Annotated in this window: 21 protein-coding genes; 11 read left to right on the top strand and 10 right to left on the bottom strand. The window is 36.6% G+C overall.

Annotated elements, in window-relative coordinates:
- The first annotated feature begins 19 nt into the window (after window positions 1–19).
- From dnaE to mqnE, 4 genes are all read left to right on the top strand, one after another.
- Window positions 20–3,694, top strand: coding sequence for a DNA polymerase III subunit alpha (gene dnaE, locus Q8S25_RS08395; protein ID WP_305536702.1), 3,675 nt, complete (start codon window positions 20–22; stop codon window positions 3,692–3,694).
- Between the two features lie 132 nt (window positions 3,695–3,826).
- Complete coding sequence (trxA, locus tag Q8S25_RS08390) at window positions 3,827–4,144, top strand: thioredoxin (protein ID WP_026763532.1); 318 nt, start codon at window positions 3,827–3,829, stop codon at window positions 4,142–4,144.
- A 45-nt stretch (window positions 4,145–4,189) separates the two neighbouring features.
- The gene (locus tag Q8S25_RS08385; RefSeq protein ID WP_295233794.1) at window positions 4,190–5,419 is read left to right on the top strand and encodes a NupC/NupG family nucleoside CNT transporter; all 1,230 of its coding nucleotides are present in this window, start codon (window positions 4,190–4,192) and stop codon (window positions 5,417–5,419) included.
- A gap of 29 nt (window positions 5,420–5,448) precedes the next feature.
- Window positions 5,449–6,600: an aminofutalosine synthase MqnE gene (gene mqnE / locus Q8S25_RS08380; protein ID WP_305536697.1), complete on the top strand. Its 1,152-nt coding sequence runs from the start codon at window positions 5,449–5,451 to the stop codon at window positions 6,598–6,600.
- Window positions 6,601–6,618: 18 nt separating this feature from the next.
- On the opposite strand, the gene Q8S25_RS08375 is transcribed toward mqnE, so the two are convergent.
- From Q8S25_RS08375 to Q8S25_RS08365, 3 genes are read right to left on the bottom strand one after another with little or no spacing between them, the layout of a single operon-like run.
- The gene (locus tag Q8S25_RS08375; RefSeq protein ID WP_305536695.1) at window positions 6,619–6,981 is read right to left on the bottom strand and encodes a glyoxalase; all 363 of its coding nucleotides are present in this window, start codon (window positions 6,979–6,981) and stop codon (window positions 6,619–6,621) included.
- Between the two features lie 60 nt (window positions 6,982–7,041).
- Window positions 7,042–9,045, bottom strand: coding sequence for an NADPH-dependent 2,4-dienoyl-CoA reductase (locus Q8S25_RS08370; protein ID WP_305536693.1), 2,004 nt, complete (start codon window positions 9,043–9,045; stop codon window positions 7,042–7,044).
- Window positions 9,046–9,088: 43 nt separating this feature from the next.
- Window positions 9,089–10,519 (bottom strand): L-serine ammonia-lyase, encoded by a 1,431-nt coding sequence (locus tag Q8S25_RS08365; RefSeq protein ID WP_305536691.1) that lies wholly within the window; start codon window positions 10,517–10,519, stop codon window positions 9,089–9,091.
- Window positions 10,520–10,558: 39 nt separating this feature from the next.
- Between Q8S25_RS08365 and Q8S25_RS08360 the strand changes: the two genes are divergently transcribed.
- Together Q8S25_RS08360 and Q8S25_RS08355 are read left to right on the top strand one after the other, a co-directional pair.
- The gene (locus Q8S25_RS08360) at window positions 10,559–11,779 is read left to right on the top strand and encodes a serine hydrolase (RefSeq protein ID WP_305536689.1); all 1,221 of its coding nucleotides are present in this window, start codon (window positions 10,559–10,561) and stop codon (window positions 11,777–11,779) included.
- 23 nt (window positions 11,780–11,802) lie between these two features.
- Window positions 11,803–12,993: a pyridoxal phosphate-dependent aminotransferase gene (locus Q8S25_RS08355; protein ID WP_305536687.1), complete on the top strand. Its 1,191-nt coding sequence runs from the start codon at window positions 11,803–11,805 to the stop codon at window positions 12,991–12,993.
- Between the two features lie 76 nt (window positions 12,994–13,069).
- Here Q8S25_RS08355 and Q8S25_RS08350 read toward each other — a convergent pair whose 3' ends face one another.
- Window positions 13,070–14,803, bottom strand: a complete 1,734-nt coding sequence (locus Q8S25_RS08350) for a M14 family metallopeptidase (RefSeq protein WP_305536685.1) — start codon at window positions 14,801–14,803, stop codon at window positions 13,070–13,072.
- 10 nt (window positions 14,804–14,813) lie between these two features.
- Entirely contained in the window at window positions 14,814–16,388 is a 1,575-nt protein-coding gene (locus Q8S25_RS08345; protein WP_305536683.1) for a M14 family metallopeptidase, read from the bottom strand.
- A gap of 94 nt (window positions 16,389–16,482) precedes the next feature.
- Here Q8S25_RS08345 and Q8S25_RS08340 point away from each other — a divergent pair, with 94 nt between their 5' ends.
- A complete protein-coding gene (locus Q8S25_RS08340; RefSeq protein WP_305536681.1) occupies window positions 16,483–17,433 on the top strand; it encodes a class I SAM-dependent methyltransferase in 951 nt (316 codons plus the stop codon).
- On the opposite strand, the gene coaE is transcribed toward Q8S25_RS08340, so the two are convergent.
- The 3 genes from coaE to nusB form a co-directional block, all read right to left on the bottom strand.
- The gene (gene coaE / locus Q8S25_RS08335) at window positions 17,423–18,004 is read right to left on the bottom strand and encodes a dephospho-CoA kinase (protein ID WP_305536679.1); all 582 of its coding nucleotides are present in this window, start codon (window positions 18,002–18,004) and stop codon (window positions 17,423–17,425) included. The two genes, Q8S25_RS08340 and coaE, sit on opposite strands and share 11 nt — an antisense overlap.
- A gap of 80 nt (window positions 18,005–18,084) precedes the next feature.
- Window positions 18,085–18,423 carry a preprotein translocase subunit YajC gene (gene yajC, locus Q8S25_RS08330; RefSeq protein WP_305536677.1) on the bottom strand — a complete coding sequence of 113 codons (339 nt, stop codon included), beginning with the start codon at window positions 18,421–18,423 and terminating at the stop codon, window positions 18,085–18,087.
- Between the two features lie 37 nt (window positions 18,424–18,460).
- Complete coding sequence (nusB, locus tag Q8S25_RS08325; protein ID WP_305536675.1) at window positions 18,461–19,381, bottom strand: transcription antitermination factor NusB; 921 nt, start codon at window positions 19,379–19,381, stop codon at window positions 18,461–18,463.
- 254 nt (window positions 19,382–19,635) lie between these two features.
- Between nusB and groES the strand changes: the two genes are divergently transcribed.
- Window positions 19,636–19,917, top strand: a complete 282-nt coding sequence (gene groES, locus Q8S25_RS08320) for a co-chaperone GroES (RefSeq protein ID WP_349254898.1) — start codon at window positions 19,636–19,638, stop codon at window positions 19,915–19,917.
- A 34-nt stretch (window positions 19,918–19,951) separates the two neighbouring features.
- Window positions 19,952–21,586 (top strand): chaperonin GroEL, encoded by a 1,635-nt coding sequence (gene groL, locus Q8S25_RS08315; protein WP_295189899.1) that lies wholly within the window; start codon window positions 19,952–19,954, stop codon window positions 21,584–21,586.
- A 54-nt stretch (window positions 21,587–21,640) separates the two neighbouring features.
- Here the strand turns inward: groL and Q8S25_RS08310 are convergent, their stop codons facing one another.
- Complete coding sequence (locus tag Q8S25_RS08310; protein ID WP_305536672.1) at window positions 21,641–23,815, bottom strand: TonB-dependent receptor; 2,175 nt, start codon at window positions 23,813–23,815, stop codon at window positions 21,641–21,643.
- Window positions 23,816–23,846: 31 nt separating this feature from the next.
- Complete coding sequence (locus tag Q8S25_RS08305; protein ID WP_305536670.1) at window positions 23,847–24,536, bottom strand: lysoplasmalogenase; 690 nt, start codon at window positions 24,534–24,536, stop codon at window positions 23,847–23,849.
- Window positions 24,537–24,606: 70 nt separating this feature from the next.
- Here Q8S25_RS08305 and Q8S25_RS08300 point away from each other — a divergent pair, with 70 nt between their 5' ends.
- Complete coding sequence (locus Q8S25_RS08300) at window positions 24,607–24,954, top strand: hypothetical protein (RefSeq protein ID WP_305536668.1); 348 nt, start codon at window positions 24,607–24,609, stop codon at window positions 24,952–24,954.
- 14 nt (window positions 24,955–24,968) lie between these two features.
- On the top strand, window positions 24,969–25,427 hold the full coding sequence (locus Q8S25_RS08295; protein WP_305536666.1) for an FKBP-type peptidyl-prolyl cis-trans isomerase: 459 nt from the start codon (window positions 24,969–24,971) through the stop codon (window positions 25,425–25,427).
- Window positions 25,428–25,460: the final 33 nt, after the last annotated feature.

Here is a 25,460-nt window from a genome sequence, read left to right as displayed (position 1 = left end):
TGAAGACTATTCTTGATTTATGCCGCAATTTTCTCACTTACATGTTCATACTCAGTATTCATTATTAGATGGCGCAGCTCCTATTGATGAGTTGTACAAAAAAGCGGCTGCTAATAATATGCCTGCATTGGCTATTACCGATCACGGTAATATGTTTGGGGCATTCGATTTTGTAAGTCAGGCATGGAAGAATACCAAAGTAGTGGGAAAAGACGCCAACGGAAAAGATATTTTAGCGCCAGTAGTTAAACCTATTGTTGGTTGTGAGTTTTATGTGGTAAAAGATCGACATATAAAAACTTTTACCAAGGATTCTAAAGACAATCGATTCCATCAAGTTCTATTAGCAAAGAATGCAATTGGTTATCAAAATCTAGTTAAACTTACTTCACTGGGTTACATTGAAGGGATGTATAGTAAGTATCCGAGAATTGATAAAGAATTGATAGAACAATATCATGAGGGATTAATAGCCACTACTTGTTGTATTGGGGCCTATGTGCCTCAAACCATTTTAAATCAAGGTGAAGAGAAAGCAGAGCAAGAATTTAAATGGTGGTTAGATTTATTTGGAGATGATTATTATATAGAAATACAAAGACACGATATTAAAGAACAGGAAATTATTAATCATACGCTGCTCAAGTTTTCTAAGAAATACAATGTGCCAGTTATAGCTACCAACGATAGTCATTATGTAGACCAAGACGATGCCAACGCACACGATATTTTATTGTGTATTAATACAGGAGAAAAACAAAGCACACCGGGTTTTGATGATTTTGTAAATGATGAAGTACAAATTAAAAATCGTCGATTTAAATTTCCTAATGATCAGTTTTATTTTAAGACTCAAGATGAAATGTCCAAGCTATTTCATGATATTCCAGAGTCTTTAGATAATACCAACCGCATTGTAGACAAAGTTGAGGTGCTGAATTTAAAGAAAGACATACTCCTCCCCGCTTTTCCAATTCCAAAAGAATTTCAAATACATGCAGACGCCAATTTGAATCAATGGGAATTATTGAAGCACTTAACATATGAAGGAGCCAAACAACGATACAGTGATATTACACCTGAAATTCAAGAACGGATAGATTTTGAATTGTTTACTATCAAAACCATGGGTTTTGCTGGATACTTTTTAATTGTAAGTGATTTTATTAAAGCAGGTAGAGACATGGGGGTTTTTATTGGCCCTGGTCGTGGTTCTGCGGCAGGCTCTGTAGTAGCTTTTTGCATAGGCATTACCAATATTGATCCAATAAAATACAACTTACTATTCGAGCGTTTCTTAAATCCGGACCGAAAGAGCATGCCCGATATTGATACAGATTTTGACGACGAAGGCCGTCAAAAAGTAATTGATTATGTGGTTCAGAAATATGGAAAGAGTCAGGTAGCGCAAATTGTGACTTATGGCACCATGGCTGCAAAAATGAGTATTAAGGATGTTGCTCGCGTGTTAGATTTACCACTAGCAGAAAGTAATATGTTGGCCAAGCTGGTACCTGATAAACCTGGTACTGAATTAGGAAGGGTTCTAAAAGCACCACTTACCATTAAAGAGGGCCCTAAATCATTAGAGGAAAAAGAAGGTTATCAGCAGGAAGACATTGATAATGTAAAAAAGCTGCGAGAAATTTATAAAGGTTCAGATATACGAGCTCAAGTTTTAAGAGAAGCAGAAAGATTAGAGGGGTCGGTACGAAATACAGGCATACACGCCGCAGGTATCATTATTGCACCTAGAGATTTAACCGATTTAATACCCGTAGCAACAGCTAAGGATTCCGATTTATGGGTTACCCAAATTGAAGGTAGTATTATTGAAGATGCAGGTGTAATTAAGATGGACTTTTTGGGTTTAAAAACCCTTTCCATTTTAAAGACCGCATTGGAATTAATAAAATTGAATCATGATGTAACAATTGATTTAGATACCATTCCATTGGATGATGAAAAAACATTTCAATTGTATCAAAGCGGCCAAACCAATGGAACATTCCAGTTTGAAAGTGTGGGTATGCAAAAATATTTGCGTGAATTAAAGCCCGACCACTTTAACGATTTAATTGCAATGAACGCATTGTATAGACCAGGCCCCATTGCATATATTCCCAACTTTATTGCCCGAAAACATGGCAAGGAAGCAATCAGCTATGATATAGAAGAAACCAAAGAATACCTCAGTGATACTTATGGTATTACAGTATACCAAGAGCAAGTAATGTTGCTCAGCCAAAGTTTAGCAGGCTTTTCAAAAGGAGATGCCGACGTGTTGCGTAAAGCAATGGGTAAAAAGCAAAAATCGGTGCTCGATAAAATGAAAGCACAGTTTATTGGAGGTGCAACTGCCAAGGGGCATCCTGCAGATAAACTCGAAAAAATTTGGACCGATTGGGAGGCATTTGCACAATATGCATTTAATAAATCGCACTCTACCTGTTATGCTTTTGTAGCTTATCAAACAGCATATTTAAAAGCCCATTATCCTGGTGAATACATGTCTGCAGTATTGAACCACCAAGGCAATATTGAAAAGATTACTTTCTTTATGGAAGAATGTAAACGCATGGGTATAAATGTACTAGGGCCAGATATTAATGAATCCCTGAAAGGTTTTGCCGTGAACGCCAAAGGTGAAATCAGATTTGGTTTGGGCGGATTAAAGGGCGTTGGTGAAATGGCCATTGAATCTATTATATCAGAGCGCCAGAAGAATGGCCCTTATGTAGATATTTTTGATTTTGTTCAACGAGTATTACAGAAGTCGGTCAATAAAAAATCATTAGAAAGCTTGGTGTATTCAGGCGCATTTGATTGTTTTCCTGCAATGCACCGTGCACAATATTTTCATACAGTTGATGGAGAAAGGGTGAATGGCTTAGAAAAAATAGTCAACTATGGTCAAGTACAACAGAGCTTGAGCTCTGGTAATACGAATACCCTTTTTGGTGATTTACCAGGTGCTATGCATGTTCCAAAACCTAAGGTAGCCCCTTGCGAGCCATGGACATTAACAGAACTATTGAATTATGAGAAAGAAGTAACTGGTATGTTCATGAGTGGGCATCCATTAGATCATTTCAAATTCGAATTAAAACATTATGAAATCACCAATATTGCCGACTTTAATGAAGTGCGCGATGCTTTGGTTGAAGGGTCAAGTTTGGGTAAAATGTATCGGGTTGCAGGATTGGTAACCGACGTGCAGCATCGAGTTACCAAGACGGGTAAGAACTTTGGATCCTTTGTAATAGAAGACTACAGTGGAAAAACCGAATACATGTTGTGGAGCGAAGATTATATTCGCTACAAAGACTATTTAGAGAAGGGACAGAATATATTGCTGAATGGCGTATTTAGAAACCGCTACAATCAACCCAATTTATTCGAATTTAAAATCAGTAGCATGTCTCTCTTAGAAACGGTGAAGCAACAATTAACCCGTTCTGTTGAAATTAATATGCACCCTTCTGCAGTTACCCCATCCATGGTGGGCTTTATAGAAAAAAATTTGAAGGCATACCCTGGTAAGAGTACGCTTAGAATTAATATCATGGAACCCAAAGAAAACTTAAAAATAAGTATGTACACTATTGAAAGGGGGTTTCAAATGAACGAGGAAATGGCAGAATACCTAATGAATAATTTAGATATTGAGGTAAAAGTAGGGTTGGTTGGGTAATTTGGGTATTTTCTGCCCCATTGGCAGTATAAACAGCCAAAATAAACTTGTCACATTGGTGGAAAAGTCAAATGAGCAGTTCCATAGCTTTGGTAGTAAATTTGATTAAAACAATTTAATAAAACATTAAATATGGCATTAGAACTAACAGACGCGAATTTCCAATCAACTGTATTGGACAGCGATAAATTAACCGTAGTAGATTTTTGGGCAGAATGGTGTGGACCATGTAGAGCTATTGGACCAGTTATTGAAGAATTGTCTAAAGAATACGATGGTAAAATAAATGTGGGTAAAGTAAACGTAGATCATAACCCAAATTTGAGCGTGAACTATGGTATCACTTCTATTCCTGCTATCCTATTTATTAAAGGAGGACAAATCGTAGACAAACAAATTGGAGCTGTTCCTAAATCTGTTTTAGACAAAAAAATTCAAGCACACATGTAGTGATTCCGTATCTTTCAAACCTAATCTATTACTAACTGATTGTATATGGAAAGGTTTCAAGGAATTATTGGGATTATACTGATACTGGGCATTGCATTTTTGTTTTCTAATAACAAGCGAAGAATTAACTACAGACTGGTTTTTAGCGGAATATTATTGCAGATTTTTATTGCTGTGATGGTGTTAAAAGTGCCCCCTGTAACCCGCTTTTTTCAATTGCTGGGTCATGGAATGGAAAAAATTGAACGGTTTGCAAGAGAGGGCGTTGCTTTTGTGTACAGTGGCATTATGGTAAATGCCCCAGACGGTGTAAAGAATTTTAGTCAGGGTGGATTTGTATTTGCATTTAGTGTTACTGCAACCATTATTTTGGTTTGCGTTTTAGTAGCCATTTTATATCATTTTGGGGTAATGCAGTTCATTGTATCTGTTATTGCCAAAGCCATGAATTTTATCATGCGCGTAAGCGGAGCCGAAGCACTCAGTAATGTTGCTTCGGCTTTTGTTGGTCAAGTAGAAGCACAGGTAATGATACGCCCCTATTTAAGCACCATGACCAAGAGTGAATTATTGGCAAGCATGAGTGGAAGCTTGGCCTGTATTGCCGGTGGTATATTGATTGTTTATGCAAATATGGGTGCTAAAGCAGAATATTTGTTAACAGCAAGTTTAATGGCTGCTCCCGGTGCGTTGGTGATTTCTAAAATTGTGTTCCCAGAAACCGAAGAGTCCCAAACAATGGGCAAAGTAAAATTAGAGGTAAAAAGCCCATACAGTAATATTATTGATGCCATATCTCATGGAGCCAGCGATGGAATGAAAATAGCATTGAATGTAATTGCCATGTTAATTGGATTCATTGCATTGATTGCGCTAATTAATTATTGTATTGGGTTAATTATTCCTGGGGTAACGCTAGATGTAATTTTTAGCAAAATTTTCTATCCAATGACTTGGGCAATGGGTGTGCCACAAGTAGATATTGCCAATGCTGCCTCTTTGTTGGGTCAAAAGCTCACCATTAATGAGTTTGTTGCATTCAATAATTTAACTACTAAAACCATCCCTATTGTGTCTGAAAAGGGCTTGTTAATTGTAAGTATTGCCATTTGTGGGTTTGCAAATTTTAGTAGCGTTGGTATGCAAATTGGCGGTATTGGCGAGTTAGCTCCTACGCGTAGAGCCGATTTAGCTAAATTGGGATTGAGAGCACTACTTTGTGGAACCCTAGCTTCTTATTTATCTGCAACAATTGCAGGCATTCTGATGTTCTAATGGTGTAAATTTGCACAAAATTTGGAGCCATGAATACAGGAGCAACTAAAGTATTGGTAGACGCTGAGAAAAATCAACAGTTACAATCCATTGGATATAAAATATTAAATAAAGAACGCATCAGTTTTGATGAGGGCGTTGCTTTATTTGAACAAGCGTCTCTCTCCTTTGTGGGTGCTCTTGCCAATTGGGTAAGAGAGCAAAAGCACGGGCATAAAACTTATTTCAATAGAAATTTTCATATAGAGCCTACCAATGTTTGCGTGTTTTCCTGCGCGTTTTGCTCTTATTCAAAATTATATGCACATCGTGAAGAAGGATGGGAATTAAGCATTGAGCAGATGATGCATTTAGTAAAAAGCTATGATGGTAAGCCTGTTACGGAAGTGCATATTGTAGGTGGCGTTCATCCTAAAATGAATATGGAATTCTTTTTAGAATTATTGCGCACCATTAAAGCGCATCGTCCTGATTTGCATATAAAAGCATTTACACCAGTTGAGTTAGATTATATGTTCAGAAAGGCCAAAGTTTCTGTAGAAGAAGGTATGCGTTTAGCACATGAAGCTGGATTGGATTCTTTACCTGGTGGTGGTGCAGAAATTTTTCATCCAGATATCCGTAAACAAATATGTGACGATAAAGTAGATGCTGACGGATGGTTGGCTATACACAAAGCGGCTCATGAATTAGGCATGCACAGCAATGCTACTCTACTCTATGGTCATATTGAATCTTATTGGCATCGTATACATCATATGGATCGCTTGCGCAGCTTGCAAGACGAAACTGGCGGATTCAATACATTCATTCCATTAAAGTTCCGCAACAAGGATAATGATATGAGTAATGTTGCAGAAAGTACCATTGTTGAAGACATGAAAATGTATGCAGTATCTAGACTGTTTTTAGACAACTTCAATCATATCAAAGCCTATTGGCCAATGTTGGGCAGAAAGAATGCCCAATTAACCTTATCCTTTGGCGTTAACGATATTGATGGAACCATTGACGATACCACTAAAATTTATGCTATGGCGGGAAGTGAGGAGCAAACACCTACCATGAGCACTGCAGACCTAGTTCAATTAATTAAACAAGTAAGACGTCAACCAGTTGAGCGTGGTACCTTATACAATGAAATCAAGGATTATAATGAAGTGGCGATGGATGTAGTTTAATGCACCTCTATAGAATATTTATTTTACTTTAAATTCTCCAAAATGCCAAAGTATGCCCGAAGGATCGTGTACAAAACATTCTTTGCCCCAATCTAACATCTTGGGTGGTACTAAACGTACCATCGGATATTTATGCATTAAGTTTAAAGAAAGTAACTCAGTCCAATAATCATCTACATTTTCCACTTCTACAAATACCATGGTATTATCTACCCAATCCTTAACGTATGCATTTTGTAAATAAAATATCATTTTAGAAAAATGAAAGGCACTTAGCTGTGGGCTAATAATATGCTCTTCAAAACCTAAGTCTTTGTAAAATGAACGACTTAGGTTGAAATCCTTGGAACCAATAAAAGGTCGGATGGAGATTGCTTTCATTTTATTTGTTAAGTAACCCAAATATAAGCACTGAGTAGGCCATTATTTAGTTTTACTATTTTATAAACTAATCCCAATTTGATATCCTTGTTCAATTGCTCTTTTAGCATCAAGATCTCCAGCTTCTAAAGCACCTCCAATTAAATGAACATTAGAATAGTTGGATTTTATGGAATGGTACAATTGATTATTAGAAACTTGACCTGCACAAATAATAATATTGTCTACATCAAGCACTTGAGGTATACCTGCAACTTTTATATGAAATCCTTCTGCATCTATTTTTTCATAACTTACTTCTGCAATCATTTTCACCTTTTTCATCTTTAAAGCTGCCCGATGAATCCATCCGGTAGTTTTGCCCAAACCCCCTCCCAGTTTGCCTTTGGATCGTTGTAATAAATAAACTTCTCTTGGGGACTTTGTTGCATGTTTTTTTTGTAATGCTCCTCTCTCAGTATAATTCATATCAACACCCCATTCTTCCATAAATGTTGGAATGGTATTGCTTTCTTCATTGGTTAAAAATTCTGCAACATCAAAACCGATACCTCCAGCACCAATTATGGCCACTTTTTTGCCTACTGGTTTTTTATGCAGAACAACATCTGTATAGGTCAATACTTTTGGATCATTTATTCCTTCAATTGATAAAGTTCTTCCGCTCACACCTGTTGAAACAACTACCTCATCAAAATTGGTTGCTTGCTCTTGTTTAAAAGCACTGTTCAATTGAATTTGTACTTTATGTAATTCCATCTGCTTTTTATAGTAGCGCAATGTTTCCATAAATTCTTCTTTACCTGGAATTTCTTTAGCAATATTAAACTGCCCTCCAATTACTGATTGCGCTTCAAATAAATGCACTTCATGACCGCGTTGAGCCAAAGTAACAGTTGCTGAAAGCCCTGCAGGCCCTGCTCCTACAACAGCAATTTTCTTTTTAGAAGTTGCAGGCAAAACAATCGTTGATAATTCTTTACATGCTCTAGGGTTTACCAAACAACTGGCTGTTTTTCTTTCGAACACATGATCTAAACATGCTTGGTTACAAGCAATGCAAGTATTGATTTCATCGGTTCTTCCTTCCAAGGCTTTTTTAGGAAATTCAGGATCGGCTAAAAATGGTCTGGCCATAGAAACCATATTGGCATGGCCATCTGCTAAAATTTGTTCTGCCACATCGGGCATATTAATTCTGTTGGTAGTAATTAAAGGAATAGATAATTTACCCATCAATCTTTTGGTAACCCAACTAAATCCTCCTCTAGGCACCATCGTAGCAATGGTAGGAACCCTTGCTTCATGCCAACCTATACCAGTATTAATAATAGTTGCTCCTGCTTTTTCAATGGCTTTTGCCAACTGCTCAACTTCTACCAAACTAGATCCGTCTTCCACTAAATCCAACATCGATAATCTATAAATGATGATGAAATTTTTGCCAACTGCTTCTCTAGTTTGGCGGACTATTTCTATCGGAAATTTAATTCTATTCTCATAAGTACCTCCCCATTCATCGGTTCTTTGATTGGTTTTTGAAACGATAAACTGATTGATTAAATATCCCTCTGATCCCATAATTTCAACACCATCATAGCCTGCTTCCTGCGCTAATTTTGCACAGTTCACAAAATCTTTAATGGTGCGCTTTATTCCACCCCTGCTTAGTTTCCAAGGTTTAAAAGGCGAAATTGGCGATTTAATAGCAGATGGAGCAACGCAAATTGGATGATATCCATACCTGCCTGTATGTAAAATTTGCATGCATATTTTACCACCCTCGGCATGAACTGCTTCGGTAATTAATCGATGTTGATTTGCTTCGGAACGGGTAGTTAATTTACTCCCAAACGGAGATGTCCATCCAGCTCTATTAGGTGCTACTCCACCAGTTACAATTAATCCAACTCCACCCTTGGCTCTTTCAGCAAAATAAGCGGCTTGTTTTGCAAAACCATTCTTGATTTCTTCTAATCCAGTATGCATAGAACCCATGAGGATTCTGTTTTTCAATGTTGTAAACCCTAAATCTAATGGCTCGAATAAATGTGGGTAATTCATGATTTTTGTTTCATAATTGATTTTTCAAATCCAATAACTATCCTCAACATTCACTCAAACCCAATGGAACTTGAATGGCTAAGCCACCATCTGCGGTTTCTTTGTATTTACTGTTCATGTCTAAAGCGGTGGTCCACATGGTTGCAATTACTTTGTCTAAACTAACTAGTGCAAAATCTGGTGTGCTTTGTAGCGCCAATTGTGAAGCGGTAATGGCTTTGATGGCACCCATTGTATTTCTTTCTATACAAGGTATTTGCACTAAACCACCAATTGGATCACAGGTTAAACCTAAGTGATGTTCCATTGCAATTTCTGCAGCCATCAATACTTGTTGTTGGGTTCCGCCCATGCATTCAGTAAGAGCGCCTGCAGCCATGGCTGAGGATACTCCTATTTCAGCCTGACAGCCTCCCATTGCAGCTGAAATGGTAGCTCCCTTTTTAAAAATGGATCCTATTTCTGATGCAGTTAATAAAAATTGAATGATTTTTTCTTCTGTTCCACCTTCGCAAAAAGCAATATAATATTGCAAAACCGCAGGAATAACACCTGCAGCGCCATTGGTTGGTGCAGTTACAACTCTACCAAATGAGGCGTTTTCTTCATTCACTGCCAATGCAAAACAGCTTACCCAATCTAAAATATAATTGAAGGAGTTACCTCCTTTACGAATGGCTTCTAACCATTCTTCGTAATTACTATATGGCTGTTTATTAATGAGCTTTTTGTTTAGCTCAAAAGCCCTTCTTCTAACTTGTAATCCACCAGGCAATTCGCCTTTTGAATGGCATCCTCTATAAGTACAATCGCGCATGGCATGCCAGATGGCTAATACCCCTTTTTTAGTTTCCGCTTCTGAACGCCAACTGGTTTCGTTTTCCAAAACCATTTCATGTATTGCCATCCCCGTTTTTCTGCACCAATGCAATATGTCGGCTGCATTGTTGGTAGGGAAAGAAAGCTCAACACTTTCCCTATTTCCAGCAGATGATTCGCCTTCTTTCACCACAAATCCACCCCCAATTGAAAAGTAAGTTTCACTTAACTGATCACCATTGTTGAGTGTAATTAAAAAACTCAAACCGTTCGGGTGAAAGGGTAACGATTCATTAGTTAAAAAAACCAAGTCTTCTTTAAATTCAAATGGAATGGCATGTTCTCCCCCTAATAATAACTGATGAGTAGTTTTAATTTCAGCAATCTTAGGATTGATGCTGTTTACATCAATGGTAACAGGATCCTCTTTCATCAAACCCATTAACACAGCTATATCAGTGCCGTGTCCCTTCCCCGTTTTGGCTAATGAGCCATATAATAGAACAGTTACTGCTTTAACAGTAGCTAATGGGTGTTGCTTACTTAAATTATCCAAGCAACGAAGGGCGGCGCGCCAAGGCCCAAGCGTATGTGAACTAGAAGGCCCTACCCCTATTTTAAACATATCAAATACGGAAATTGCTTCATGTGGCATTTGGTAAAGTTAATTATCAATTTTCATTAAGTTTGGTAAATGAAGCATCTCTTTTTAGTAACCCTTATATGTACTTTTACTATTATGGTCAATGGGCAAATATTCGACCCTCAATCCCCTCTTCATCAAGTACTTAAAAACAATCCCCAATATTTTAAACGTATTACCAGCAATCCAGACAGTTTTAGGGTACAAATTATTTATACTCAAATCAACAGAAATAAAAGAAATAAGCCTTCTTTTAAAGATTTTGGTTATCGTTTGAATAATCAGGAATATTTCTATCCTGCCAGTACGGTTAAAATGCCCATTGCATTGTTAGCCTTGGAAAAAATTAATGAATTAGGTATTAACGGACTTACCCGTAATAGCATTATGATTACTGATAGTGCTGCAGCTTCTCAAGACCACGTGTATAATCAACCCAATGCAAATGATGGCGCACCCACTATTGAGAATTACATCAAACAAATATTTTTAGTAAGCGATAATGATGCATTCAATCGATTGTATGAGTTTTTAGGTCAAGAGTATATTCAGCGTAAACTGAAAGAGAAAGGTTATCCAGATGTAATTATTCGCCATAGACTTCAATTGAGTAGAACTGTAGAACAACAAGCCATTACCAATCCTGTGAAATTTTATGACACTGCAGGTAACTTAATTTATGAGCAACCCGCTATTAAAAGTAATGCAGTGTTTGAAGCTACCAATGTGTTACTGGGTAAAGGTTACATGAAAGGTGGAAAAATTATTAATGAACCATTTTCTTTTTTAAATAAGAACAGAATCTATTTACAAGACTTACATCATATTTTACAATCAGTTATTTTTCCGGAGCAATTTCCTCGTAAAAAACGTTTTAACTTAACTAATGATGATTATGATTTTGTAAAAAAATTCATGAGCATGTATCCCAGAGAGTCGGAGTCTCCGTTTTATGATTCAAGTTATTATTATGATACTTACTGTAAATTTCTGTTACAAGGTTCTGAAAGAACCACCTTGTTTCCTAATGTGAAAATTTATAATAAGGTAGGTGATGCATATGGTTTTCTATTAGATATTGCTTACATAACAGATCCTGTTAACAATATTGAATTCTTGCTTAGTGCAGTGATTTCTTGTAATACAGACGGTATTTATAATGATGATCAATATGAATACGATACATTAGGATTCCCTTTTATGCGCGACTTGGGTATTGCCATTTATCAACAAGAATTACAGCGCAAGGGCAAATTGCCCATAATTAAGTAAATTGTCGTCTTAAATTTTTCTGAATGGAATTGTCTTCTTTATTGAACAGGTTTAGTGAGCCAGAAACACTTAAAATGGCTAAACTGGGTCGTGAATTGCGTGCCCAAGGAATAGATGTGATTGATTTAAGTTTGGGCGAACCCGATTTTGATACGCCACAACATATTAAAGATGCAGCTATTAAAGCAATTAATGATAACTGGAGTCATTATACCCCTGTGCCTGGTTTTTTAGATTTAAGAGAAGCGGTTTGTACAAAATTAAAACGTGATAATAACTTAAACTATAAACCAGAGCATATAGTGGTGTCTACTGGCGCTAAGCAAAGTTTAGCCAATTCAATTTTAGCATTGGTAGACGAAGGCGATGAAGTTATTATTCCCACTCCTTATTGGGTTACTTATTCTGAGTTGGTAAAAATTGCTCGTGGTAAAGTAGTTGAAATTAGAACCACTGTAGAAAATAAATTCAAAACAACAGCTGCAGAATTGGAGGCAGCAATCACTCCAAAAACAAAAGTATTTATGTTTTCTTCACCCTGTAACCCATCGGGTGCAGTGTACAGTAAGGATGAGTTGGAAGCCTTGGTAAAAGTATTTGAAAAGCATCCAGGAATAACTATCCTTTCCGATGAAATTTATGAATACATCAATTTTATGGGCAAGCACGAAAGCATTGCACAATTTGAAAGCATAAAAAATCAAGTAGTAATTATTAATGGGTTGAGTAAAGGCTTTGCTATGACCGGATGGCGTTTAGGTTATATTGCTGCTAATGCAACCATATCTAAAGCATGTGAAAAATTACAAGGACAGTTTACCAGTGGTACTTGTTCTATTGCACAGAAAGCAGCGGTGGCAGCTCTTACAGGAGATTTGAAGCCCTCTATTGAAATGACAGAAGAGTTTACAAGAAGAAGAACAAAGACCTTAGAATTGGTTAATGCTATTTCAGGGTTTAAATGTTTTGCACCAGAAGGCGCTTTCTATGTATTTCCTGATGTAAGTTATTATTATGGCAAATCGAATGGAATAGAAACTATTAAAAATGCTGCTGATTTTAGTATGTATTTGTTAAATACCGCCCATGTAAGTTCGGTAATGGGAGATGCGTTTGGAGAACCCAATTGCGTTCGTTTTTCTTTTGCTAATAGCATGTCCAATATTGAAAAAGCTTGGGATAGAATTGCTAATGCGCTCGGCAAACTCTCCTAATCTCGTTTATTTAAATACAAACGGCTGGAACTTTAAAAGTGCCAGCCGTTTGTGTTATAAAGCATTTTTTTATTAGCTATTTAGCGTTGGTAGCTATTCCTCCTTTTTTGCTGTCTACATTCACCGTGTATTTTCCTTTGCCTTCAACAATCCATTTAACTGTTACAGTTCCTAACCCAGGTATATTGTCTACTTCAATAGTACTTGGATTGTTTTTTTGAATTTTAGAAAGATTCAAATCTTTATCGGTCATAATCATTCCAGCTACTATTTTAGCAGTGGAATTCAAAGTAATATAATCTGGCCTTTCTATTTTATTCTTTACATCTTGACTGCTATGCGTAGGCATCAATCTTTCATTGGCTATTACAGCAGTTACTTCTGTTAATCCACCTCCTAAATCCTTTTCTTTAATTTCTGAAACAGATAATTTAGGTGTATGGTAACTATGATATATGCTAAATGCCATATTTCTGTGCGCATCAGATTCTAATAAAAATCCGGGATGAGCTCTTCCAAAGTTCTTTTTAAATCCACCAATCTCTACTTTGCCATATTGTGGATGATCGTATTCTTTCCAATCTACAAATCCATCTTTAAACAATAAGTACTTGTCAAAATTATAAGAGCTATTGTCAAAAGGGCTTCTAGTACTCTCTTTCATGAACATTAAATACGGAGTCCACAATTCATTCGAATAGGTATAAATGCCTCTTCCTGCATAAAACCAATCTAGTTCTCCCCCGTACGCAGAATACAAATCTTTATATACCACTAAGTATTTATAGCCAGGCATCAACTCCTCTCCTTTTTTGGCAATGGCATCATAAATAGCCACATCTTGTGAATTGTAAGTAGTAACATCAGCAGAAGCACCAGGTCCTCTTAATATCATTCCGCCTGCATTATGATAAGACTGTGCTGCAGCAATATTGGGGTGTTTCATTACAAACTCCATTATCGCTCTGTTCTCAGGTATAGAGAATGGATATTTATAGGCACCATTTTGAATATAATTTGGCTGCCATCCCCAACCCCAATCTCTGTTGGGATCGTACTCAAATGCATAGCCATCTTCATTTACGCGGCCGTCACCATCATTGTCTATGCCTTCCATACCAAGGAGTTCATAATCCCCCTGTTCATCTGCACCTACCATCACCATATTTCTAGGATCACGTGGATCTAATTTATATCGACCATTAACATTTTTTCTACGCATCATGGTAATATGCCCGTCGCCGTCTAAATCATCGTACCAATCTTCGTTTACTAATCCATCACCATCATTGTCTACAGGCTTAACACCAGATCTAGGGGAACTAGCAGTGTTGGGCTGGTGCATATAACTATCTCTTCCATCTGGGTTAATGCTAGGAACAATATAGAATACTTTATCGGTTAATAATTCTTGAATGAATTTTGTATCGCCAAAACTCTCCGTTAAATACCAAGCTGTATATAAAGCGAATTCGGCTCCTTGAATTTCATTTGAGTGAATATTGCCATCAATGTACATGCCTGGCTTTTGCAATTCATTTCCCTTTTTAAAATCGGTAATGGTTAAACACCACAAATCTCTGCCTGCATAAGACTTTCCTAAAGAAGTTAATTTGGCTAAATCAGGATAAGCTGCTGCAATTTTTTTACAGAGAGCGGTAATTCCTGCATGATCATAATAACGGTTCCAGCTTGCCTGCACCTTAGGATTAACAGGGGTTCCAGCAGCTTTAAAAACCTGATTGGCTTCTTGAGCCATCAAGCTTATACTCAATATAAGTGCTATCGAAAAAGAATATATTTTTTTCATGATTGAATTTTTATTGTAACGAAATGGCTTTAGTAGTTAAGCCAATAGCAGGTGAGCCGGCCTCAACAGTAATACTTCCAGTGCCTTTTACAATCCAGCTGAATTGTTGCATAGTATGTGGTTCCATATTGTTGAGTAGCTCTAATTTTTTGCCTCCAATCAATTGTTGTTTGTCGTTTAATTGTAAGGCAACCTTCAATCGTTTTACAAAATAATTTCGGTCAGCAAATTTGCTATGTGTAGGTAGCATTCCAGCATTTGATACATCAATTGTAATCTTGGTTAAGCCATTACTCAATCTTTGGGTTTCTACTTTTTGAATAACTACTTGTGGTTTTAAATTCACCAACTTGGTTAAAAACATTGTATGTTTTGAGGCAATACTATCCACCATTTTATATGGAGGATTAATCATTACGTAGGGATCTACGCCTCCAACTTGCACTACTTGATTGGGGAAGTCGGGATGTTGTACGGTTTTCCAATCAGTAAAATGATTTAATCCTTGCTGTGCACTCCATCTTAAATAATTAGCTGTGGCATCTTCTACAGTAAATGCTTTTTCTTTCTTTGCCGTATCTGGCTTGGCTTTGGGAACCCACCAGCCAGGGGTGCTGAAACTAAAACGACCATAATGTTGGTAAGCCCAACTCATGAAATCTCCTCCTTCTGCAGTTGGCTTTGGGGCATCTTTAGCCCCCATCGTTTTATTATACAATTCACTTACTACGGTTGTTATTTTATCATCATTTGCACTCAAATTATTTAAACTGCTAAAACTAACCACTGCATAAACATTGAATGCATCATACAAGAAATCGAGGAGGGCTCTTGTTTCTATTTCACTTGCTGGAAATTCACCGGCACCTGCTGCAAATGTTTTATGCTTATAAGTCAGGTTTTTATTGAAATGGATTCCACCAACCCCATCTTCATTAAATTGCCCATCCTTATCATTGTCTATTCCTTCGGATAGTAACAAGTATTTTCCTTTTTCTCCTTTAGAAATATCCGCTTTAATTAAGACTCTAGGGTCGTCGGGATGAAGTTTATATATGCCCACAGGACTTTCTACACGCATCATGGTAATTTTTCCATTCCCGTCTAAATCATCAAACGCATCTTCATTTGTTTTGCCATCTCTGTCGTCATCGGTGTTATTGGCATTGCCCAATCGCTCAAATGTGAGATTACTAAAATAGGTTTCCATGGCATCAGGGCTCATATTGGGAAACAAATAATATGTGTTCTCGGTTAATAATTTTTGCACGCTGTCTTTGTCAATTTGCTTCAATAGTTTCTCTGCAAATTGAATCACTAATTCGGTGCCTAGTAAATGAGTGCCTTCTACTCCACCCACCACAGCAATAGCTGGTTTGGTTTCGGTTTTACCAGTTCCCAATGTTACTACCCATATATCTTTACCGCCACTAGTTTTGGCCAAAGATTGGATAGATACCCATTTTGGGTTGTTTTTTACCAACTGCGTTAGTCGGTTTTGTTGTTCTTGTAATGTTGGATACTGTTGTGCTTTTATTTGTCCTATCAGGGGCAAAAAACAAGCCATCAGGAAAAGTTTTTTCATGTGCAAGCTTTAGGTTATAAATATAATTGAAATGAAGGTTCAAAGTTTACATTATGGATAAATGGCTTGTACCTTCGTATTATAAACAGGGCATATGATTGATCCGGTAAAGGCAGAAATGTTTAGAAACAGGCTGAGCAAAGTTGTTAAGCACAAAAGTAAATTGGCCCGTAGACAAAATATTTTATGTTATCGAATTTACGACCATGATTTACCTGAATTCCCTTTTAGTATTGAGTTGTACGAAGATCAATTATATATTGCTGAATACTTGCGAAGGCATGGTATGGAAGACGAAGTGCACGATGCATGGATGGAAGAATGCAAAGCTATTATCTCAGATATTGTAGGCATTCCAATTGAGCGCATGAATTTTAAACTGCGCAAAAGAATGAGCCATAAAGATGAACAATACGAAAAAATAAGCACCGAAAAAGAATACAGCACTGTAATAGAAGATGGGCTAAAATTTTTGGTAAACCTAACCGACTATTTAGATACAGGCTTGTTTTTAGATCATCGCATCACTCGTAAAATGGTTAAGTCTACATGTGCCAATAAAAGGGTATTGAATCTATTTTGTTATACAGGTTCTTTTTCAGTTTATGCAGCTGCTGGCGGAGCTTCTAGCGTAACTTCAGTAGATTTATCTAAGACCTATTTGGCTTGGGCAGAAGACAATATGACTATTAATTTATTTAAGGATAAGAAAGCTTATCAATTTATTCACGCCGACGTTAAGCAATACCTAAAAACACTGCAACCCAATAGTTTTGACTTGGTTATTATGGATCCGCCAACGTTCAGCAATAGTAAACGAATGAAAGATATACTTGATATACAGCGAGACCATGCAGAGCTGATTAATGATGTTTTAGCAGCGCTAGCTCCAGAGGGTCAATTGTATTTCAGTACCAATTTTGTGCGGTTTCAATTAGATACGGCAGCAATTCATTCTACCCAAATAAAAGATATAACCAAAGCTACTACTCCTTTTGATTTTGAGGGAAAATTAAAGCGATGGTGTTATTTAATTAATAAGTAGTTAATTCATTATGCAATTGCAAAACCTGCGGTATCAATAAAGATTGCTCATCGTTAATAATGACTTTATCGCAAAGCTTCATTTTAATGCTTTGACTTATTTGATGATTCATTCTGTTTAATACTTCTTCTCTATTTATTTGGTCTCTTTGCATCACACGCTGAATTCGCAAGGCATCAGGAGCATAAACACCAACAATCATATCCATCCCTTCAGAAGAACCAGATTCAAAAAACAAAGCTGCTTCTTTAATGGTATAAGGTGCATTTTGTTGTGAGGCCCATATTTTCCCCGCTTCAATGGTGGCGGGGTGTACAATGGAATTCAGTACTTGTAATTGAAAAGGGTCTTTAAAAACTATATTGGCAATATACGATCGGTTTAAACCCTGTTGATTGTAAGATTCTTCCCCAAATGCAGTAATTATTTGGGTTTTTACTTCTTTGTTCTCCTGCATGATTTTTTTGGCCAATGCGTCTGCGTCTAATACAGGAATACCCAGTGTTCTGAATATTTGAGCCACTATCGATTTGCCACTTCCAATTCCTCCTGTTAGTCCTATACTAAGCATAAAAAATCCTGCAAGTTTGGGGCTTGCAGGATATAAAATTAAGGTATAATTGGTAGCTACTGGAAAGCCCAGTAATCAATTTATTTTTTCTCTTCTACAACGGGCTTGTTAATAGCAGCTGTCCACTCCATGCTCAAGGCAGATTTTTCAATCTTTAAATAGCTTCCAGGAGTTACTTCTAACTGCAGGGTTCCGTCTTCGTTAATCTTGTTTACGATACCGTGAATTCCAGCAATGGTGACAATTTTATCGCCCTTTGATAAATTATCAATAAACTTCTTTTGCTCTTTTGCTTTTTTTGCTTGCGGTCTAATCATGAACAACCAGAATACCAAAATAATGGCACCCATCATAATCAATTGTACAGTACCACCCTGCTTAGGGTCGGCAGCTAAAATAGTCAACGCGTTCAATAACATATATTCTCTGTTTAAATGATTTGCAAATTAAAAGGAATTACTTGAAACTTACTTTCTGAATCTTGCCCTCTGCTACCAATTCTTTGTGAATATTATCTAAAATTCCATTTACGAACTGTCCACTTTGCGCAGTACTGTATTCTTTTGCTAAGTCTATGTATTCGTTAATGGTCACTTTGGTAGGAATAGTGTCAAAATACAAGAGTTCACATAAGCCCATACGCATCAATACCATATCTAATTGAGCAATTCGCTCTGCATCCCAGTTTTTTAATTTTGGCTTGATTAATTCAGCACAATATTCTTTTTTATCTATAGCGGTTTTTAGTAATGTTTTTGCAAACTCCCATTTATCGGGGCTCATAATTTCATTAAATTGAACCGATTTGGGCTTTTGTATATAGGTTAAAACCAATTGCTCCATCATTTCTGCGTCGTCGTCCCAATTGTTAAAATGCTCTTCAATATGTGAAATGAAATTCTCATTAGGAAGCATTAACTCGCTGAATATCAATTTAATAATCTCTCTCTCTTTACTCTTATCTCTACTATCTTCTGTTATATAAATTTGGTAGACAGCATTTTCTGATAAGGCTTTATACACTTTACTTACCAGTTCTTTATCCAACATTTTTTCAGGATGATCTTTTTCTAAACATTGTTGGTATCCCTTATTCTCTAAGAGATTCCAAATAAAATCGTTGCCTGCAATTTTGATATTTACATTGAGGTCTGCCCTGCTAGGAAGGTTTTTAGAAGCCCTTTTTTGTGCACTGGTTTCTGCATAACGTGCTACTTCTGCAATAAAATAAATCAGGTAAACAAAAAGTTCCCTGCTTTTATCCATTTGTTTCTCTAGAGTTTGAACGGGATGTTGAAACGTATTCGTAGAATCCGCGGCTTCAATCATATAGAGCAACTGCATTACTTTTACGCGGATATTTCTTCTGCTGATCATTAAACAAGAACTTTTTTTGAGCAGCGCGAAGGTAGGGATTTATCGTTTATTATGATTTGATAATTGTAGTTATCGGTGAAATTTTGGCACTCTTGCTATAAGTCAACTCTTTCTTAACTAGATAATTCTGTCAACAACAGCGTTTTAGCTCCCCCTTTGATACCATTAACTGAAAAATTGGCTGAAATGACGCTCTGGCATAATTATAGCTTTCTCACAGTAAATTTTAAACAACTAACCAAAATCAATAACGTATGGCTAAGAAAATCAACGTTACTCCTCTGCACGACAGAGTTCTTGTAAAGCCTGCTGCTGCTGAAGAAAAAACAGCCGGTGGAATCATTATCCCTGATACTGCAAAAGAAAAGCCACAACGTGGTGTAATCGTTGCTGCTGGAAAAGGTAAAACAGATGAGCCAATGACCGTAAAAGTAGGTGACACTGTATTGTATGGCAAGTATGCTGGTACTGAAGTTCAAATTGAAGGACAAGACTTGTTGATCATGAGAGAAAGTGATCTGTTGGCGATTCTTTAATTATTATCATTTCTAAAATTGTAAAACTACAAATATGGCTAAGCAAATTTTCTTTGATATTGAAGCTAGAAATAAAATGAAGAAAGGCGTTGACACCCTTGCCAACGCTGTTAAAGTTACATTAGGACCTAAAGGTCGCAATGTGGTTATTGAGAAAAAATTTGGTGCACCTTCAGTAACTAAGGATGGTGTTTCTGTTGCAAAAGAAATTGAATTAGAAGATGCAATTGAAAACATGGGTGCGCAAATGGTTAAGGAAGTAGCTTCTAAAACTGCGGATATTGCAGGAGACGGAACTACAACTGCAACTGTATTGGCACAAGCAATCATTAGCGAAGGCTTAAAGAACGTAGCTGCTGGTGCTAATCCAATGGATTTAAAGCGTGGTATTGATAAAGCAGTTGCTAAAGTGGTTGATAGCTTAAGAGCACAATCTCAAGCAGTAGGCAACGACTCTAAAAAAATTGAGCAAGTAGCTACCATTTCTGCTAATAGTGATAGCGAAATTGGTAAGTTAATTGCAACTGCAATGGCTAAAGTGGGTAAAGAAGGTGTTATTACTGTTGAAGAAGCAAAAGGAACCGATACAACTGTTGATGTAGTTGAAGGTATGCAATTCGACCGTGGTTATATTTCTCCTTACTTTGTAACCAATAGCGAAAAAATGGAAGCTGAAATGCAGAATCCATACATCTTGATCTACGATAAGAAGATCAGCGCTATGAAAGATATTTTACATATCCTAGAGAAAGTGGCTCAAACTGGTCGTCCTTTGGTAATTATTGCTGAAGATTTAGAAGGAGAAGCATTGGCTACACTAGTGGTGAATAAATTACGTGGTACCATTAAAGTGGCTGCTGTTAAAGCGCCAGGTTTTGGTGACCGTAGAAAAGAAATGTTAACTGATATTGCTATCCTAACTGCAGGTACTGTAATTAGCGAAGAGCAAGGCTTCAAATTAGAAAATGCAGACCTTACTTATTTAGGACAAGCTGCTTCTATCACTATTGACAAGGATAACACTATTGTTGTAGGTGGTAAAGGTAAAAAAGCAGATATTACTGCAAGAGTTAACCAAATTAAAGCTCAGGTAGAGAATACCACTTCAGACTACGATCGCGAAAAATTACAAGAGCGCTTAGCTAAATTAAGCGGTGGTGTAGCGGTGCTTTATGTAGGTGCTGCAACTGAAGTTGAAATGAAGGAAAAGAAAGACCGTGTAGACGATGCTTTACACGCTACAAGAGCTGCAGTTGAAGAAGGTATTGTACCAGGTGGTGGTGTTGCCTACATTCGCGCAGTAGAAAGCTTAGAGAAGTTGAAAGGTGCTAATGAAGACGAATTAACTGGTATTCAAATTGTGAAAAGAGCAATTGAAGAGCCATTGCGTCAAATTGTAATCAACAGCGGAATCGAAGGTTCTATTGTGGTTCAAAAAATAAAAGAAGGAAAGGGCGATTTTGGTTTCAATGCTCGTACTGAAGTTTACGAGAACTTGTTTAAAGCAGGTGTAATTGATCCTACCAAAGTAACTCGTGTTGCCTTAGAGAATGCTGCATCAATTGCTGCGATGTTGTTAACAACAGAGTGTGTAATTGCTGATAAGCCAAAGCCTGAAGCTCCTCATGCGCACGGTGGTGCTCCTGATATGGGTGGAATGGGTTACTAATACTATTTCAGTCAATAGTTATATTGCCTCACCTGATTTTCAGGTGGGGCTTTTTTATAATCTCAATTTGAGGCCTCCATTTATTACAAAACCATCCACTGGGGCATAAATGTCTCTAAACATTGGGTTGTTAATTGAACCAGAATAAATGGTGTCGAATTTGGTTTGTCTGGTATCGGTAAAATTTTCAAAATTGATAAATAAGGAGAAATTATTCCAGATTTTTTCGGCCATTAATCCAAAAATCCAATATGATTTTCCCATTGCACCATCACTTAATTGTTGAGGACTAAAATAATAAGCTTCAGCACCAATTTTGAATTTACCTTCTTTTTCATACATCAATACATTATTAACTCGGTGTCTGGACGTTAATGGAAACCAGTTTTTTACATTGTTGAATTGAGTATTAACATCTGCATAAGTATAGCCTATAAATAGTTTGAAGTCTTCGTAACTCAATCTCAGATTGGTTTCCATTCCTTTGGTACTGATAAAACCGTTTGCGTTTACAAAAGATGAACTTGTTCCACTATTTACTAATACCAAGGGGGAATTTAATCTAGTATAAAAAAATAATTGATTAACTGCGAACCCTATTTCTCCTAATCTTGTACGAAAATTAATATCAAAATTTCCTCCAACAGAACGCTCATTGATTGAAATCAATTGATCAATTGGTCTTATATTTCGAAAATGTAATTTTTCTGCTTCTTCATTAAATACAGTAGGTGTTTTATAGCCCATTCCGCCGCCTAATCTTAAGGTTAATTGTGCATTGGCTTTTAAAATGGCTGCTATTCTTGGAAGCAATTCAAATCCAAATTGTTTTACATAATCTCCTCTTAGTCCTGTTTCAATGCTCAGTATTTCGCTTGCTTTCCAAGTATTTTGAATAAATATTCCCCATGTATTGAATTGATAATCTCTAGAATTAGCAACTGTTGTATTTAATTCTTTAAAATGATCGGTAATAAAATTGGTGCCAATAATCCAATCATGTTTTGTTGCTTTGTATTGATAGGTAGCTTCAGAAAAGCTGGTTTGTTGAAGTCCTTTAAATTCATAGGCAGGAATTTGAATGGATCTGTTGAATCGGCTATAGCTGTTTTTAAATACGAAATTAGATTGCTCGTTTATTTGATGTGTCAATTGAAATTGAGAAGTCAATCTATTGGTTTGATTGTTTTCAAAATAACCTAAACTGCCATTCTTAATATAATCCATACTACCTCCTAGCCTCTTCTCAGTAATATAATTCAAACCAAAATTTGCTTTGGTTTTATTCCCAGAAAAAAATAATCTAGGGTGAATCGTGTAACGCTCAAATTTAGGAATGGCTGTTAGCCCTATACCAGCAGGATCGTAAGCATTGGAAGTATTTCTTGATCCAAAAAAAGTAATCCCTACTTTACTGAATTGTTCACTATAAAATCCGCTTAAATCTAAACCACCTGCAGTAGTTGCATTGGCTAAAAAGCTCAATTCTTTTTCTTTCGTGGGAGTTTTAGAAACTAAATTAACCAAGCCAGCAATTGCGCCACCACCATATAAAGTAGAACTAGATCCTTTGATCACTTCAATTTGCTTTAAGTCTAATGGTGCCACTTGCATTAAACTCAATCCACCTGAAAAGCCTGCATACAAAGGGAATCCGTCACGGAGTATTTGTGTATACCTTCCATCTAACCCTTGAATACGAATACTTGAATTATAAGAAGTAGCAGATGTTTGTTGTGTTTGAATACCGGTACTCTCATTTAATAACATTCTAATATCGCCCGGTTTCATATTTCCTTTCTCTGTTAATTCTTCTCCTGAAATGGTTTCAACCCTTGTTGCAATATCTGCAATTGATCTACTCATTCTGGTTGATGTAACAATCACTTCTTCCTCTTCATGCTCTTCTTCATGACTCAATAAAATTTCAAAGTAGTCGTTTTTTTGAGGCAGATTAATGACAATTTCTTGATTTTCGTATCCAACAAAACTGATCTTGAATGTATATTTCCCGGCAGGTATTTGTGTAAATAAAGCAGCTCCGTTGCTATCTGCTACTAAGGTTTTTTTTAACGATGGGATCATCACTGTTGCTCCTGCCAAAGGCTTTTTCTCTTCGGCTTCTCTAACTACAATCTTAATAGTATGATTTGAAGTAGTTGGTACTTCCTGTGATTGAACTTTTATAGACAATAATAGGATTGTCAAGAAGGTTGCAAAAAATTTCATCTGCAAAAATAACAGATACATAAAGAAATGGCTATTTGTTCAACAAGTAATTTTTAAAACCCTTAGCTAAAAGAAACTGAGCAAAACCATAAGTTAGCATTACAATCACACCTAAGAAAACATTCTTGTATGCAAAAATATTCAAAGACAAAATAGAATCAGACAAAACAAACAATGCAGCACCCGGAACAAAATAATTTACACCAAACTGTTTGGTACCTGCATTACAAGAAATCATTATTGCGCTAGCAAACATGGTTGCAATTACAATCATGTATACTAAAACAGGTAAAAATAAATCTCCCAACTTTGGCGCTAAATGGTTCAGAATGATTGCCCCCATAACAAGCACCACAATTCCCCCTGTAATGGGTAAAAAAGCTTTGCTTATTTTAAATGGCTGTATATTTATAAATAATATAATATAACAAAAATGTGCCGCCATAAAGCAAAGCATCCCTGCAATAAAAAATAGATTTCCATCGTATATTAAAAATATATCACCTCCCCATGAAGCTAAAAAAGCAGAAGCTACCAAGGCTTTAGACAATTTCAATTTTATTAAAGATGGCGCCAACGCTTCAGCTAAATACAAAAGCAATAATGGCATCAATAGAATTTTGGTTATTCTTGCTATTTCTAGTTGTTCTATCCAAAGCAAATAACAATGAACCAACAATACAACCACATAAAGAGGCGCAGTAATCTTTCTTAAATTCATAATGGAATAATTAATACAAGTGGCTAAGGTAATCTACGATTTTTAGCTTAAACTGACCTAATTTTGCTCCATGCAAATGGACGACGAAGCATTTTTTGCCTACTGGCAATTGAATAGTGAAAAAGAAAAAAGCAGCCGAAAAGCTTTTATGTTCGGGCTTTCTTCAGGTTTCGCTATAGGTGTTGTTGTGCTTGCTTTTATTTTATCGGGATGGTATAAGCGTGCTACAATGGAAGCCAATAGTAAAATGAGTGCATTTGTGCTTTTTATGGCCATTTTAGGCATATCTATATTTATCGCTTTTATGTATCGTAGGTTTAAATGGGAAATGAATGACCAACGTTTTCATGAAATTTTAGCCAAAAAACAAAAATTAACTACCAATGATGCAGCCATAAACAATAGTTCTGCGTCTTAAAAAGAAAACTGAGAATGAAAAAATCACTGATTGCTTTGGGTTTATTGATCACTTTTGCTGTTTTGTCTTGTGGAAAAACCCAGGATACCGGCTGTACCCCGGTTGCGGTTGCTGCTGAAAAAGATGCCATGGTTAAATTTTGCACAGATAATAGTATCAATTATACCGAACATCCTAGTGGTTTATTATATCAAATTATTAATCTTGGTACCGGTGCCACATTAGACGCTGCATCCACTGTTTCTGCCATTTATACAGGTAAATACCTTAATGGCGTTACATTTGAAGCCAATGCTACCCCTGCAACTTTTGGGCTAAATCAAGTGATAGAAGGCTGGAAAATAGGTATTCCATTGGTTAAGAGAGGTGGCAGAATCCGCTTAATTATCCCATCGGCATTGGCTTATTCCTGCGTGGGTAGAGGCGCAATTCCACCTAATACCCCTCTTTACTTTGATGTTACTGTGAATTAATCACTCATTCCCCTATCTTTGCCGTCCTGAAAA

The sequence above is a fragment of the Sediminibacterium sp. genome, from assembly GCF_030695065.1.
In the GTDB taxonomy this organism is placed as follows: Bacteria; Bacteroidota; Bacteroidia; order Chitinophagales; family Chitinophagaceae; genus Sediminibacterium.
This window is presented reverse-complemented; position numbering and strand designations above follow the sequence as displayed.

Coding starts and splice junctions, on each gene's coding strand:
- dnaE (WP_305536702.1), top strand. CDS start 20: ATGCCGCAATTTTCTCACTTACATGTTCATACTCAGTATTCATTATTA.
- trxA (WP_026763532.1), top strand. CDS start 3,827: ATGGCATTAGAACTAACAGACGCGAATTTCCAATCAACTGTATTGGAC.
- Q8S25_RS08385 (WP_295233794.1), top strand. CDS start 4,190: ATGGAAAGGTTTCAAGGAATTATTGGGATTATACTGATACTGGGCATT.
- mqnE (WP_305536697.1), top strand. CDS start 5,449: ATGAATACAGGAGCAACTAAAGTATTGGTAGACGCTGAGAAAAATCAA.
- Q8S25_RS08375 (WP_305536695.1), bottom strand. CDS start 6,981: ATGAAAGCAATCTCCATCCGACCTTTTATTGGTTCCAAGGATTTCAAC.
- Q8S25_RS08370 (WP_305536693.1), bottom strand. CDS start 9,045: ATGAATTACCCACATTTATTCGAGCCATTAGATTTAGGGTTTACAACA.
- Q8S25_RS08365 (WP_305536691.1), bottom strand. CDS start 10,519: ATGCCACATGAAGCAATTTCCGTATTTGATATGTTTAAAATAGGGGTA.
- Q8S25_RS08360 (WP_305536689.1), top strand. CDS start 10,559: ATGAAGCATCTCTTTTTAGTAACCCTTATATGTACTTTTACTATTATG.
- Q8S25_RS08355 (WP_305536687.1), top strand. CDS start 11,803: ATGGAATTGTCTTCTTTATTGAACAGGTTTAGTGAGCCAGAAACACTT.
- Q8S25_RS08350 (WP_305536685.1), bottom strand. CDS start 14,803: ATGAAAAAAATATATTCTTTTTCGATAGCACTTATATTGAGTATAAGC.
- Q8S25_RS08345 (WP_305536683.1), bottom strand. CDS start 16,388: ATGAAAAAACTTTTCCTGATGGCTTGTTTTTTGCCCCTGATAGGACAA.
- Q8S25_RS08340 (WP_305536681.1), top strand. CDS start 16,483: ATGATTGATCCGGTAAAGGCAGAAATGTTTAGAAACAGGCTGAGCAAA.
- coaE (WP_305536679.1), bottom strand. CDS start 18,004: ATGCTTAGTATAGGACTAACAGGAGGAATTGGAAGTGGCAAATCGATA.
- yajC (WP_305536677.1), bottom strand. CDS start 18,423: ATGTTATTGAACGCGTTGACTATTTTAGCTGCCGACCCTAAGCAGGGT.
- nusB (WP_305536675.1), bottom strand. CDS start 19,381: ATGATCAGCAGAAGAAATATCCGCGTAAAAGTAATGCAGTTGCTCTAT.
- groES (WP_349254898.1), top strand. CDS start 19,636: ATGGCTAAGAAAATCAACGTTACTCCTCTGCACGACAGAGTTCTTGTA.
- groL (WP_295189899.1), top strand. CDS start 19,952: ATGGCTAAGCAAATTTTCTTTGATATTGAAGCTAGAAATAAAATGAAG.
- Q8S25_RS08310 (WP_305536672.1), bottom strand. CDS start 23,815: ATGAAATTTTTTGCAACCTTCTTGACAATCCTATTATTGTCTATAAAA.
- Q8S25_RS08305 (WP_305536670.1), bottom strand. CDS start 24,536: ATGAATTTAAGAAAGATTACTGCGCCTCTTTATGTGGTTGTATTGTTG.
- Q8S25_RS08300 (WP_305536668.1), top strand. CDS start 24,607: ATGCAAATGGACGACGAAGCATTTTTTGCCTACTGGCAATTGAATAGT.
- Q8S25_RS08295 (WP_305536666.1), top strand. CDS start 24,969: ATGAAAAAATCACTGATTGCTTTGGGTTTATTGATCACTTTTGCTGTT.